General features: G+C 66.2%; 11 protein-coding genes. 5 read left to right on the plus strand and 6 right to left on the minus strand.

The window, feature by feature from the left end; all coding sequences use genetic code 11:
• Positions 1–6 precede the first annotated feature (6 nt).
• The 5 genes from LC060_RS13655 to LC060_RS13675 form a co-directional block, all read right to left on the minus strand.
• Positions 7–798, minus strand: coding sequence for an enoyl-CoA hydratase-related protein (locus tag LC060_RS13655; protein WP_226636399.1), 792 nt, complete (start codon positions 796–798; stop codon positions 7–9).
• Positions 795–1,838 carry an enoyl-CoA hydratase/isomerase family protein gene (locus LC060_RS13660; RefSeq protein WP_226636401.1) on the minus strand — a complete coding sequence of 348 codons (1,044 nt, stop codon included), beginning with the start codon at positions 1,836–1,838 and terminating at the stop codon, positions 795–797. The genes LC060_RS13655 and LC060_RS13660 overlap by 4 nt, the downstream gene beginning before the upstream one ends.
• A 16-nt stretch (positions 1,839–1,854) precedes the next feature.
• Positions 1,855–2,997: an acyl-CoA dehydrogenase family protein gene (locus LC060_RS13665; protein ID WP_226636403.1), complete on the minus strand. Its 1,143-nt coding sequence runs from the start codon at positions 2,995–2,997 to the stop codon at positions 1,855–1,857.
• Between the two features lie 35 nt (positions 2,998–3,032).
• A complete protein-coding gene (locus LC060_RS13670) occupies positions 3,033–3,518 on the minus strand; it encodes a hypothetical protein (protein WP_226636404.1) in 486 nt (161 codons plus the stop codon).
• A 125-nt stretch (positions 3,519–3,643) separates the two neighbouring features.
• Entirely contained in the window at positions 3,644–5,158 is a 1,515-nt protein-coding gene (locus tag LC060_RS13675; protein ID WP_226636406.1) for a CoA-acylating methylmalonate-semialdehyde dehydrogenase, read from the minus strand.
• 184 nt (positions 5,159–5,342) lie between these two features.
• On the opposite strand from LC060_RS13675, the gene LC060_RS13680 reads away from it, so the two are divergent.
• Positions 5,343–6,296 (plus strand): LysR family transcriptional regulator, encoded by a 954-nt coding sequence (locus tag LC060_RS13680; protein WP_226636408.1) that lies wholly within the window; start codon positions 5,343–5,345, stop codon positions 6,294–6,296.
• Positions 6,293–6,784: a flavin reductase family protein gene (locus tag LC060_RS13685; protein ID WP_226636410.1), complete on the plus strand. Its 492-nt coding sequence runs from the start codon at positions 6,293–6,295 to the stop codon at positions 6,782–6,784. The genes LC060_RS13680 and LC060_RS13685 overlap by 4 nt, the downstream gene beginning before the upstream one ends.
• Positions 6,785–6,869: 85 nt before the next feature.
• Here LC060_RS13685 and LC060_RS13690 read toward each other — a convergent pair whose 3' ends face one another.
• Positions 6,870–8,063 carry an acyltransferase family protein gene (locus LC060_RS13690; RefSeq protein ID WP_226636412.1) on the minus strand — a complete coding sequence of 398 codons (1,194 nt, stop codon included), beginning with the start codon at positions 8,061–8,063 and terminating at the stop codon, positions 6,870–6,872.
• A 174-nt stretch (positions 8,064–8,237) separates the two neighbouring features.
• On the opposite strand from LC060_RS13690, the gene LC060_RS13695 reads away from it, so the two are divergent.
• The 3 genes from LC060_RS13695 (at position 8,238) to LC060_RS13705 (ending at position 12,991) form a co-directional block, all read left to right on the plus strand.
• Positions 8,238–9,728, plus strand: a complete 1,491-nt coding sequence (locus LC060_RS13695; protein ID WP_226636414.1) for a substrate-binding domain-containing protein — start codon at positions 8,238–8,240, stop codon at positions 9,726–9,728.
• A 111-nt stretch (positions 9,729–9,839) separates the two neighbouring features.
• Positions 9,840–10,823, plus strand: a complete 984-nt coding sequence (gene htpX, locus LC060_RS13700) for a zinc metalloprotease HtpX (protein WP_226636416.1) — start codon at positions 9,840–9,842, stop codon at positions 10,821–10,823.
• Between the two features lie 158 nt (positions 10,824–10,981).
• A complete protein-coding gene (locus tag LC060_RS13705) occupies positions 10,982–12,991 on the plus strand; it encodes an alpha/beta hydrolase family protein (RefSeq protein ID WP_226636417.1) in 2,010 nt (669 codons plus the stop codon).
• The last annotated feature ends 4 nt before the right edge of the window (positions 12,992–12,995 follow it).

Below are 12,995 nucleotides of genomic sequence, written 5' to 3' on the forward strand. Positions count from 1 at the left end.
CCGCGGTTACTTGCCCTTCCAGACGCCCGGACGCTTCTCGACGAAGGCAGCCATGCCCTCGGCCTTGTCCTCGGTGCCCGCAACGACCTGGAAAATGCGGCGCTCCATCAGGAGCCCGGCATCGAGCGTGGTTTCAAAGGCGACGTTCACCGCTTCCTTGTTCGCCTTGACCGCGAGCGGAGGCAGCGAAGCGATCTTCTCGGCCGCCTTCATCGCCTCGTCGAGAAGCTGCTCAGCGGGAACTATGCGTGCAACGAGGCCCGCGCGCTCGGCTTCCTCGGCATCCATCATGCGGCCCGTCAGGCACAGGTCCATGGCCTTGGACTTGCCCACCGCGCGCGCTAGGCGCTGCGAACCACCCATACCCGGAATGACACCGAGCGTGATCTCGGGCTGGCCGAACTTCGCGTTCTCCGAAGCAATGATGAAGTCGGCCATCATCGCGACCTCGCAGCCTCCGCCCAGCGCAAAGCCGTTGACGGCCGCGATCCAGGGCTTGCGCGTCGCCTTGACGACCTTGCTCGTCCACTCCGAGAAGAAGTCCTCCGAAAAGAATTCCGCGCCCGACTTGGTCGCCATTTCCTTGATGTCCGCGCCTGCGGCGAAGGCCTTTTCGCCCGATCCCGTCACCACCGCGCAGCCTTGCGTGGGGTCCGCCTCGAACGCAGCCATGGCAGCTACCATCTCGGTCATCACGGTCGAATTGAGCGCGTTCAGGGCCTTGGGACGGTTGAGCGTGATCAGCGTGACGGCGCCCCGGGTCTCGACCAGGAGGGTTTCGTAAGTGGGCTCGGTCATAGGGGATTCCATTCCTCGGTTGGGGCAAGCGGCGCGAAGATGGCCGCGATGGCCGCATCTGTCACGCCTTCGGGCGTGGCCGGGTTCCAGGCGGGCGCATTGTCCTTGTCGACGATGACCGCGCGCACGCCCTCGGCAAAATCGGGCAGGACCAGCACGCGTGCCGCGATCCGGTATTCCATCGCCATTTCCTCGGCGAAGCTTTCCAGCGTCAGAGACTGGGCGAGTTCGTGCAGCGCGACCTTGCAGGCCTGCGGGCTCTTGGTGCGCAGCGTAGCCAGTTCCTTTGCCGCCCATTCGCTGTCGTCCGCTTCGAGCGAGGCGAGCACGTCCTCCAGTGTATCGAAGGCGAAGTGCCGCGCAATCAACCCTTCATTGGCGGCTACCTTGGCTTCTGGCGGCACCTCAGCCAGGTCCGACAGGACAGCCTCTATCCCCTCACCCTCGCCGATCCGGTGCTTGGCCTGGTCCTGCGCCGCAACGGGCAGATAGTGCGTGGCAAGGCCGGTGTGGAGGCACTCCGCACCATCAAACCGCGCGCCGGTCAGCGCCAGGAAGTGCCCGATCCGCCCCGGCAGGCGCGAGAGATACCAGCCCCCGCCGACATCCGGGAACAGACCGATGCCAGTCTCGGGCATGGCAAAGCGCGTGTTCTCGGTCGCCACGCGGTAGGTCGCGGGCTGTGCGATGCCAACGCCGCCGCCCATCGTGATCCCGTCCATGAAGGCAACGACCGGCTTGGCGTAGGTGAACAGCAGGTGGTTGAGGCGGTATTCGTGAAGGAAGAAGCGGCGGCCCGAAATGCCGCCGTCTTCCAGCGCGGAGCGGCGCAGGAGATTGATGTCGCCACCGGCGCAGAACCCCCGTCCTTGCGCGTGCTCGATGATGACAACGCCCACGCTGTCGTCCTGGGCAAAGGCCTGGAGGGCCTCGATCATGGTCTCGCACATCGCCGTCGTCAGGGCGTGGATCGCCTTGGGACGGTTGAGCGAGATAATGGCGGCAACACCCTCGCGCCGGGTCAGCACTTCATCAGTCATTTCATCACCCTAACGCCTAGTTCAGGAGGTCGCGACCAATAATCATGCGCATGACCTCGTTCGTGCCCTCAAGGATGCGATGGACGCGAAGGTCCCGCCAGAACCGCTCGATCGGGTAGTCGCGCAAGTAGCCGTAGCCGCCGAAAAGCTGGAGCGCGCGGTCGACCACCGAGGAACCGGTGTCGGTCGCCATCATCTTGGCCATGGCGGCAAAGCGGGTCTTGTCTGGCGCCCCGGACGTGACCTTGGCCGCGGCGAGATAGAGGAGCGCGCGTGCAGCTTCGAGTTCGGTCGCCATATCGGCAAGCTGGAACTGCGTGTTCTGGAATGCGGCGAGTGGCTGGTCGAACTGCTTTCGGTCCTTCACGTAGGCAATCGCCTCGTCGAGACAGCGCTGCGCCCCGCCAAGCGAACAGGCGCCAATGTTGAGACGCCCACCATCGAGCCCGGCCATGGCGAACTTGAAGCCGTCGCCTTCAGCTCCCACGCAGTTGGCCGCAGGCACTCGGCAATCTTCGAGGATCACCTGGGCTGTGGGCGAGGCGTTCCAGCCCAGCTTCTTCTCGGGCGCGCCGAAAGAGAGGCCCTCCATGCCCTTTTCCAGAAGGAAGCAGGATATCCCGCGCGTCTTGTGCTCCCCCGTGCGCGCCATGACGAGGTAGATATCGTTCACCCCGCCGCCCGAAATGAACTGCTTGGTGCCGTTGAGGATATAGTCCTCGCCCTCGCGCCGCGCGGTCGTCTTGAGCGCGGCCGCATCCGAGCCCGAGGAAGGTTCGGTGAGGCAGTAGGACGCAATCGTCTCCATCGCGACGAGGCCGGGAAGGTAGCGCTCTTTCAGTGCCGCATCCCCGAAGCTGTCGAGCATCCAGGTCGCCATGTTGTGGATCGAGATATAGGCGCTCGTTGCCGGGCAGCCGTAAGCCATTGCCTCCATGATGAGGGCCGCCTCCAGACGGCCAAGGCCGATGCCCCCGCCCTCTTCCGAGACGTAGATCGCCCCGAAGCCGAGTTCGCCCGCCGCCTTCCAGACATCGACGGGGTAATGGGCGCTTTCATCCCACTCGGCCGCGAAGGGGGTGATCTTCTCGGCGGTGAACTTCGCGGCCATGTCGCGGATCGCGACCTGGTCCTCGCTGAAGGCAAAGGGATCGGTCATCTTCGTTCAGGGCTCTCTCATGGATCTGGCGCCTCTTACGGGCACTTGGTGTAGGTCAGCGGCTCGGGTGCGGCGTCCGCGCCCTTGTCGGTGCGCACGAGGGTGGCGCCCCCGTCGGGCGAACGCAAGGTGACATCGAGGTCCCAGGTCTGCCCCTCGCCCTCGAAGGCAAAGGCGCCTGTCACCGCGTTTTCGGCGATGGACTCGATCTCGCCCAGTTCCGCCATCGATTCGTAGAATTCCAGATCCTTCGCGCCGACCGTCATCAGCCCCTTGGCCGCCGCCGGATCGCCGGTGCAATCGAGCTTCACCAGCCCCCAACGGCCGCGCAGCATCGGCGGGATCGAGGTGGTGTCGGCGAGGTCGGTGGCCGAGGCCGTGGGTTCGGGCAACGCAGGCTCCGTCATCCCTTCCGCTCCGATCGGTGCGGCATCGCTGGCGGCTCCCTGCGGTTCGGGCTCGGACGAGCAGGCCGCAAGCAGCACCACGAGAGGAAAGGCGAAAGCGAGACCGCGACGCATCAGGGAATACTCCTGCAAGGCTGAACCGGCCGGAGCGGCCGACGAGAAGACATGCGACAAGAACCCCCGTTCCCCCGTTCCTGTTCCTTCTTGCTGCGCGGCCAGCGACTTTCCAAGTCCAGGCCTCAGGCCATCGTCGGGATGATGAAGGCGCTGTCGCCCGCCCCGCCGCCATCGGGCCAGCGCTGGGTGACGAGCTTGGTCTTCGTCCAGAACCGCAGCCCTTCCATCCCGTACTGGTTGTGATCGCCAAAGGCCGAGCGCTTCCAGCCCCCGAAACTGTGGTAGGAAACCGGCACCGGAATGGGCACGTTGATGCCGACCATCCCCACCTCGACGCGGGCGGCAAATTCGCGGGCCGCGTGGCCGTTGCGCGTGAAGATGGCGACGCCGTTGCCGTACTGGTGGCGCGAGGGCAGCGCCAGCGCTTCCTCGAAGCTCTCCGCGCGCACGATCTGAAGCACCGGCCCGAAGATCTCCTCCTTGTAGGCCGACATCTCGGGCGTCACCCGGTCGAACAGCGTGGGACCAAGGAAGTAGCCTTCCTCATATCCCTGGAGCGTGAAGCCGCGTCCGTCCGTGACCAGTTCGGCACCTTCCTTGATGCCGGTTGCAATCCAGTCCTCGATCCGCGCCTTGTGCTGTGCGGTGACGACAGGCCCGTACTGCGCCTCGGGATCGGTCGAGATGCCGACCTTGAGCCCATCGATGGCGCGGACCAGCCGGGCGCGCAGAGCCTCGGCGGTTTCCTCGCCCACAGGCACCACGACGGGAAGCGCCATGCAGCGCTCGCCCGCCGAACCGAAGGCCGCGCCGACAAGGTCCTCGACCGTGCGGTCGAGGTCGGCATCAGGCATGACGATGGCGTGGTTCTTCGCTCCGCCCATCGCCTGCACGCGCTTTCCAGCGGCGCTGCCGCGGCTGTAGACATAGTGCGCGATATCCGAGGACCCGACGAAGCTGACCGCCGCGATATCAGGGTGGTCGAGGATCGCATCGACCATGACCTTGTCGCCGTGGACGACCTGCAGCACGCCTTCGGGCGCGCCCGCCTCGCGGAACAGTTCGCACAGGCGGTTGGGCACGGACGGGTCGCGCTCGGAAGGCTTGAGGATGAAAGCGTTGCCGCAGGCGACGGCGGGCGCGAACATCCACATCGGGATCATCGCGGGAAAGTTGAACGGAGTGATCCCCGCCCCCACGCCGAGCGGCTGGCGCATCGAATAGACATCGATGCCCGGCCCTGCGCCAAGGCTGTAGTCGCCCTTCAGCGCCTGCGGGATGCCGCAGCAGAATTCGACCACTTCAAGCCCGCGCTGGATATCGCCCTTGGCATCCTCGACCACCTTGCCGTGCTCGCTGGAGAGGAGCTCGGCCAGCTCCTGCATGTTCGCCTCGATCAGCTGCTTGAAGGCGAACAGCACGCGCGCCCGCTTTTGCGGGTTGAGCGCGGCCCAGGCGGGCTGGGCTTCCTTCGCGGCCGCGACGGCGCGGTCCAGAACGGCATCCTCTCCCAGGACGACTTCGGCCTGAACCACGCCGCGATTGGGATCGTACACTGGTGCGGTCCGGTGCGCGGTCCGGGGCGCTCCAAAGCCGCCACCCGCACCGCCTGCGATCCTGTGCTCGATCCGTCGCATCCTCTCTCCTGTCGTCGTCGCCATGGGGGACGCTCCAGAACGCCCCCACAGGTGCTGTGCCGGTTCTTCTTACGTTCGGCTGCAGCCGGGATAAGACCCACACTATTTGCAGGCAAGGTGCAGCTTTGTAATACTGTACTGCAAATTTGCAGTCATCATCACATCCGCGAGCTCAAGGTCCCACATGCCCATTCCCGACGCCGACTGGAGCGACTTCCAGGCCTTCCTTGCCATCGCGCGCAGCGGCCAGCTGGCTCGTGCAGCCCGGCGCCTCGGCGTAAACCCGACCACGATGGGCCGCCGCCTGCGCCGTCTCGAAGCGGCGCTGGGCACCACCCTCTTTGAGCAGACCCGCACCGGGCAGGTCCTCACCGAAGCGGGCGAGGCGCTGCTCGCTGCAGTCGAGCAGATGGACCGTGCCGCGGCCGGTATCACGGGGTCGGGCGAAGGCGAGGACGGGCTGACCGGCACCTTGCGGATCGGCACGCCCGAAGGCTTTGCCACCGATTTTCTCAGCCCCCGCCTCGTGCAGTTCCAGTCGCTTCACCCTGGCCTTGCAATCGACCTTGTCTCCGCGCCCGGCGAGGCGCTCAGTCCCGGTCGGCGCGAGGCCGACGTCGCGATCGTCCTCGCCCGGCCACGCAAGGGCCCGCTCGTCGCGCACAAGCTCGCCGACTATGCGCTCGGCCTCTACGCTTCGGCGGACTACCTTGCCGCGCACGGCGTTCCCCGGGCGCCCGCCGATCTCCTCGAAGGGCACCGCCTCGTGGGCTACATACCCGACCGGCTCCACGCCCCCGAACTGCGCTATCTCGACGAGGTCCATCCCGCCCTGAAAGCCAGCCTGCGCGCGCCCAGCATCACCGCGCAGCACAGCTTCATCGCCAACGGGGCCGGTGTTGGCGTGCTCCCCGCCTTCATGGCCCATGCCGATCCGCGCCTTGTCTCGGTGCTGTCCGACGTTCGGTTAGAGCGCGCCTTCTGGTTCGTCACACACGAGGATATCCGCCGTTTGCCGCGCATCCGCGCCTTCCGGCAATGGCTTGACGAAACGGTCCGTGCGGGCGAGGAGGTCCTCATGCCGCGAGGCGCACGCGCCGCGCCCGAAAACGCACGTAAAAAGGAACTCCCATCTTGACGACAACCATGATCGATCCGGCCGAATTCCGCAAGGTCCTCGGCAGCTACCCGACGGGTGTGTGCGTCATCACCGCGCTGGACGGCGAGAAGCCGGCTGGCATGGTCGTCGGCTCGTTCACTTCGGTCTCACTCGATCCCCCGCTTGTCGGCTTCTTCCCCGACAAGTCGTCCTCGTCCTGGCCGCTGATCGAGAAGCACGGCCACTTCTGCGTGAATGTCATGGGCTCGGACCAGCAGGACGTGTGCCGCTCGGTCGCGGCCAAAGGCGCCGAGAAGTTCGTCGGCGTGGACTACGTCCTCTCGGACAACAAGCTGCCGGTCATCGCCAACTCGATCGCCAGCATCGAGTGCGAGCTTTACTCGGTCACCGAGGCGGGCGACCACTGGTTCGTGCTGGGCCAGGTGCTGAAGATGGAGACCGTGCGTAACGACGATCCCATGCTCTTCCACCGCGGCCGTTACGGCGGTTTTGCCGAGCGCATGTAAGCGCTTCGCCCAAGGCGGAACCGAAAAAGGCCGCGCCCCCGGATGGGAGGCGCGGCCTTTTTCATGGGGCCTATGTCCGTCTGCCTCAGCTGTTGGCCGCAGGCCCCGGATCGGCCTTGGGCAAGCGGTGCGTCTTGTGGCGCTTGAGGCCGATCAAGGGGCGCAGCGGCCCGACCTCGCGGCCGATGAGGTAGAACAGCCAGGACCCTACCGCGACCGCGCCGCACAGGATCGCAAACTCGGGAAGCGCGGTCAGCCCCCAGTCGCGGATCGGGTACATGACGAGGACCATGATCGTCTGGTGCGCGATGTAGACCGGGAACACCGCCTCGGACAGCGTCTGGCGCCAGGGGTGGTTGAAGTTCCAGAAGCGGTCCGCGATCCCGAACAGGGCAATGACCGCCGCCCAGCTTTCCACCGACTTGGCCAGGATCAGCGCGTGGCGCCATTCCTGGGGCGTCGCGATCCGGCCCGGGTAGAGCCAGGAATCGCGCGCGACCCAGAAGAACCCAGCCAGCGCGAGCGCAGCGGCGATCGGCCACTGGCGCGCAATCGAAGCGCGAAGCGCCGACGAGCCGCGCAGGAGGAAGCCGAACAGGAACATGCCCCCATAATGGAGGTGTGCCGCGCGGTCATTCAGCAGGTTGTGCATGTCGGTCCAGCCATAGGGCACGTAGTTGCGCACCAGGTAGACCAGCGCGATGCCCGCCGGGATCAGCAGCGGTCCGGCAAACAGCCGCTCGAAACCCAGGCGCAGCGCCGCCTGCCAGGAGGCGGGCAGCACCAGCATGATCCCGCACATCGCCAGCGTGTAGGCCAGCAAGTGGATCACGAACCACAGGTGCATGATGCGCGGCACGTATTCGTAGCGGATCTTCTGGAAGCTGAAGGCGTCGTGCAGGAAGTAGTAGAGGTAGTTGTGTTCGTACCCACTGTTGACGAGGCCCATATAGGGCTGGGGCGGAACCACCACGATCAGCCCAAAGGCCAGCGGAATGCCCAGGCGCTTGATCCGGCTCCAGCCGAACTCCGACACCTGCCCCTTGTCGCGCGCCAGCAGCGCCGCGCTGGCATAGCCCGAGATCGCGAAGAGGAGCGCGAGGCGCCAGGCGCTCATGCCCAGAAGCGGGATCTCGGCCCACCACACCACACCGCGCGTGGGCGTCTGGTACCCCCAGGCGGTGAAGGAATAGCCCACGTGGTAGAAGATCAGGAGGATGAACGCACCGATGCGCAGCCAGTCCATTCCGTAGTGACGCTGTGAAGGAGCGGGAGTCATCCAGGTACCATGTCAAAGCCGATCGGGCGGCAGGAAGGTGGTCCTTTAGGCGGGTTCATCAGGCGGCGCAATTGCCGCCTCGGCGCGCGTGAGGCCGCCGGCGGAGAACGCACCCCTCCGTTTCGGATCGAACACCCTTGGCCAGCGCTGTCAGGACGAGGCACCAGTCCCTGCATGGCCAAGTCCGACCCCACTTCTGCTACGCCGCCATCCGAACACCCGGCATCGCCCGGAGACACGGGTGAGCCCCCCGCGCCCGCCCATCTCACCGTGGCGGAACTGGCCGGTCTCGCGGGCGTCTCGGCCCAGACAATCCGGCGCTTCTTCAAGGACCCGACCTTGCTGGGCACGCGCATGCGCACACGTGTTGCGGCCGTACTGGGCGAAATCGGTCTCGCAGGCCCGCAGCAGGAAGAGAGCGCCGTCCAAGCACCTGAGCCTGAGCCTGAGCCTGAGCCTGCCGAAGTGCCGCCGGACATCGCGCTGAAGGACAACGACGCACCTGCATCGGACGCACCGCCATCCCCACCACCTTCCGCCGAACCGGAAGAACCCACACCGCGTCCCCCGGCTGAAGATCTCGCACCGGATATCCTGCCCGCACCAGACAACATGGCGGACGACGGACGCCTCACCATCAACGACATTGCCCGGCTTGCCAGCGTCTCGACCAAGACGGTCAGCCGCTATCTCAACGACAGCCCACTGCTGAGCGACACGATGCGCGCGCGCGTGCGCCGCGTGATCGAAGAGACAGGCTTCGTACCCAACGCACAGGCCCGCGCGCTGGCGCTGCGGCGCAACTTTCTCCTCGCGCTGGTTCACACCGGGGATGAGCGCGCCCGCGTCGAACAGGTGGAGGAGGGAATGCTCGCCGCCATGGCCGGAGGCGAACTTGCGCTTCTCATCCAGCCGCTCGGAGGCCCCGCCAGCCGCCGCCCGGCACAGCTCCACACATTCCTGACCCGGCACAATCCCAGCGGCGTCGTCCTGCTCCCGCCTCTGGCGGAGGACGAGGGGATAGTAGAGGCCTGCAGGCACACGGGAACACCTTGCATCCGCCTTGGCCCCACGCCCGATGGCGCAGGGCTATGCAGCGCGGACCGGGCCGCGATGGCGCAGGCTGTCGCATGGCTTGTCGGACTTGGTCACAGCCGCATCGGGCTGGTCGCAGGTCCCGAGGGCGCCCGTCTCGCCCAGGCGCGCGAACTAGGCTATCTCGATGCCATGGCCGACCACGGGCTCGACCGGGGCGCGGCCCTGATCGAGCCGGGCGACAACTCCTTCGCCTCGGGGCTCGCGGCAGGCCGGGTGCTCCTCGAAGTCAGCCCGCGCCCCAGCGCCATCATCGCCTGTAACGACGCCATGGCCGCCGGAATTCTTCACGCCGCCGCAGAAGCACGGATCACGGTTCCGGATGACCTCTCCGTAATCGGCTTCGACGACACCTCGCTGGCCGAAATGACCTGCCCGCCGCTCACCTCGATGCAGATCCCGTGGGCCGCGCTCGGCGCAGAGGCTGTTCGCCGCTTGCAGGACGACCCGCGCGAGGTTGCGGACGATACCGCGCCTCCCCATTTCGGGGCCCGCCTCATCGAACGCGGATCGGTGGCCCCACGCAAGGGGATGCACGAGGATGTCCGGGCCTCGCCCTCCGCGACCTGAGTGCGCCTTGCCGTCCAATTTTTACCGTTTGTTGCTGCAATTGAAACGGGCCATTCGCACCCTAGATTCAGAGGCACGAAGTTTCACGAAAGACAAGGAGTTGATGAAGCCGTGAACGGTTTGAAGACAGTCATGCTGCTGTCGGCGCTGACCGCGCTTTTCATGGGGCTGGGCTACCTCTTCGGGGGAGCTGGCGGCGCCATGCTGGCGCTGCTCGTGGCCGCGGGCATGAACCTGTTCACCTTCTGGAACGCGGACCGCATCGTCCTTCGCATGCACAACGCACGCGAAGTCGACGCCAGCAGCGCGCCGCAGTTCTACCGCATGATCGAACGCCTTGCCCGCAATGCCGAGCTGCCGATGCCGCGCGTCTACATCGTGGACACGCCTGCCCCCAACGCCTTTGCCACCGGCCGCAATCCCGACAACGCGGCCGTCGCGGCCACGACGGGCCTGCTCGACATGCTGAACGAAGACGAAGTCGCCGCCGTCATGGCCCATGAACTGGGCCACGTGCGAAACCGTGACACGCTCATCATGACGATGGTTGCGACGATTGCGGGCGCCATCTCGATGCTGGCCAATTTCGGCCTGTTCTTCGGGCATGGCGGAGGCGAGGATAGGCCCAACCCTGTCGCGGCCATTGCCGCCGTGTTCATGGCCCCCTTCGCCGCGATGATCGTGCAGATGGCGATAAGCCGCACGCGCGAGTACGGGGCCGACAAGGCTGGCGCGGATATCTGCGGCGACCCGCAGGCGCTCGCCTCGGCGCTCTCCAAGATCGCCGGGCCCGCCGCGCACACCCGGAACCCGGCCGTGGAGCGCAACCCGGCGACAGCGCAGCTCTATATCGTTCCCTCCAGCGTCTCGGACCTCTTCTCCACCCACCCCGCCACGGAAAAGCGCATCGCCGCACTGATGGCGATGGAAGGCGGGAGCCGGATCGTGCGCCACGATTCCAGCGAACACCTTGAGGCGGCGTCACGGACTACCGCGCCCGCGTCGACGAACGCCGGTGGGAGCCGCCCTTCGGTACCCTCCTCGCGCAAGGATGCCCCCGGGCGCTCCGCGCTCGATCCCAACCGCAGGCGCTGACCGCCTCCCTGCCCCAAGCTTTCAGCCCCTGTTGGTCGATTGCCAAACTTTCACGTTGGCAAGTTCGCCCCGCACGCTAGAAATCGAACGTCCAGCGCCTCTTGCGCCCACCCGTGGAGCTTGATGTGCGTCTGGGCGTTCTTGGGGGGCACGTAAGAATGGAACAATTGCGCACGTGCGGCCTGGCACTTGCCCTGGCCGGGCTCGCCGCAGGCTGGACGCCAAGCAGTCATGCGCAGCCCATGCAGGCACCGTCCGCCGCAACGGCCCCTGCCCCCCTTATCCCTGTCAGCGCCTTTGCCGCGCGCAGCCAGGTTTTCTCGGCCACGCTGGCACCTGATGGCGCGCACATCGCCATGAGCGTACGCGTCAAGGATGAAGTCCGCGTCAGCCTTTACGACGCCGCAACGCTTGCCCCCTTACGCTCCTTCGCGGTGGGCAAGGATCAGGATGTCGACTGGCTGCGCTGGGCCGGAAAGGACCGCCTGCTCATCTCGCTCAGCCAGCCCGTTCCCTTCTACGATACCTTCGTGACGATCTCGCGCGTGCAGAGCATCCATGTGCGCACCGGCAAGGTCCAGCGCGTGGGCTGGGACTACGACACCTACAACGCAAGCGACGTCATCCATGTCGATCCGGACGGCCGGTTCCTGTTGATGAGCCTCCTCGCCACGGCCTACCACGCGCCCCAAGTCCTGCGCTTCGACCTCACCTCGCCCGAACCCGAGGCCCCGAGCCAGATCATCCAGGGCAACTCGCGCGACATCTGGGAATGGCGCGTCGACGATGCCGGAGTGGTCCGCCTGGGCTACCAATGGACGACCAGCAATCGGCGGCGCATGTGGTACCGGGGAACGCCCGGCGAAGACCTGCATATGGTGGACGACCGCAAGGAGGATGAGCGCGTGGAGAAGCCGCGCTCGGTTCTCTGGATAGATCCCCATTCCGACATGGCCGTGGTAGCCGAGCCCCGGGACGGTTTCCTCATCCTGCGCCGCCATGACCTGCGCACCGGACAATCCGGCGAGGTCGTCCAGGCCATCGCGGGGCATGACCTGGACAGGGCCTTTTTCGATCCGGTCACCGGCGCGCTTTCCTTCGTGCGCTATACCGATGACACCACACGCACGGTCTGGCTCGATCCGCAGATGGCCACGCTGCAGGCCAATCTGGAAAAGGCGATGCCGGGCAAGGAGGTCCTCATCACCGACCTTGCACGCGACCACTCGCGCATGCTGGTCCACATTGCTTCGGCCGATGATCCCGGCGCCCTCTATGTCTACACGCCCGCGCGCAAGGAGCTGAGTTTCTTTGCCAACGACCGCCCCGAACTTGTCGACCAGCCACTCGCCCGAACCCGCTCCGTCTCCTATCCCGCGCGGGACGGCACGGCGATCCACGCCTACCTGACGCTCCCCAAAGGACGCGCGGAACGCGATCTACCGCTGATCGTCCTGCCCCACGGCGGGCCCTACGGCGTCCACGACCAGCTGCGCTACGACGATGAGGTCCAGTTCCTCGCGAACCGGGGCTACGCGGTGCTGCAACCCAATTACCGGGGCTCGGACGGCTATGGCGAAATGTTCGAGGAGCTGGGCCGCGGCCAGATCGGGCGCGGCATGCAGGACGATCTCGACGATGGGATGGACTGGCTCGTGGCCCAAGGCATCGCCGATCCGGCGCGCGTGTGCCTCGTGGGCAGCAGCTATGGCGGCTACGCCGCGCTCTGGGGCGTCATCCGCAACCCTGAGCGCTACCGCTGCGCGGCCAGCTTTGCCGGCGTGACCGAATGGGCCAGCCAGTTCCGCCACCAGCGCCAGTATTTCTCCTCACGCGGGAAACGGCGCTGGCGCGAACGGCTGGAGGGAAGCGAGGACGGCTTCCGCTTCGAGGACGTCTCTCCGGCCAACCAGATCGCCCGGCTGACGCGCCCCATCCTCGTTGCCCATGGCAAGAAGGACGGCCGCGTCCCCTACAGCCAGTTCTACCTGCTCGAGAAGGCCACCAAACAGGCGAACGTCGCGATGCAGACGCTGATCTTCGAGGACGAAGGCCACGGTTTCTCGGAACCCGAAAACGAGGCCAGATGGTACGAAACGCTCAGCGCGTTCCTCGCCAGGCACAACCCGGCGGACGAGCCTTCGCAAAGGCTCGCCCGCACGCCTTGAAAAG

This window comes from Novosphingobium profundi (assembly GCF_020524485.1).
Taxonomy (GTDB): domain Bacteria; phylum Pseudomonadota; class Alphaproteobacteria; order Sphingomonadales; family Sphingomonadaceae; genus Novosphingobium; species Novosphingobium profundi_A.

Bases quoted from the DNA above. Each gene is read 5' to 3' on its own strand.
- LC060_RS13655 (WP_226636399.1), bottom strand. From the start codon at position 798: ATGACCGAGCCCACTTACGAAACCCTCCTGGTCGAGACCCGGGGCGCC.
- LC060_RS13660 (WP_226636401.1), bottom strand. From the start codon at position 1,838: ATGACTGATGAAGTGCTGACCCGGCGCGAGGGTGTTGCCGCCATTATC.
- LC060_RS13665 (WP_226636403.1), bottom strand. From the start codon at position 2,997: ATGACCGATCCCTTTGCCTTCAGCGAGGACCAGGTCGCGATCCGCGAC.
- LC060_RS13670 (WP_226636404.1), bottom strand. From the start codon at position 3,518: ATGCGTCGCGGTCTCGCTTTCGCCTTTCCTCTCGTGGTGCTGCTTGCG.
- LC060_RS13675 (WP_226636406.1), bottom strand. From the start codon at position 5,158: ATGCGACGGATCGAGCACAGGATCGCAGGCGGTGCGGGTGGCGGCTTT.
- LC060_RS13680 (WP_226636408.1), top strand. From the start codon at position 5,343: ATGCCCATTCCCGACGCCGACTGGAGCGACTTCCAGGCCTTCCTTGCC.
- LC060_RS13690 (WP_226636412.1), bottom strand. From the start codon at position 8,063: ATGACTCCCGCTCCTTCACAGCGTCACTACGGAATGGACTGGCTGCGC.
- LC060_RS13695 (WP_226636414.1), top strand. From the start codon at position 8,238: ATGGCCAAGTCCGACCCCACTTCTGCTACGCCGCCATCCGAACACCCG.
- LC060_RS13705 (WP_226636417.1), top strand. From the start codon at position 10,982: ATGGAACAATTGCGCACGTGCGGCCTGGCACTTGCCCTGGCCGGGCTC.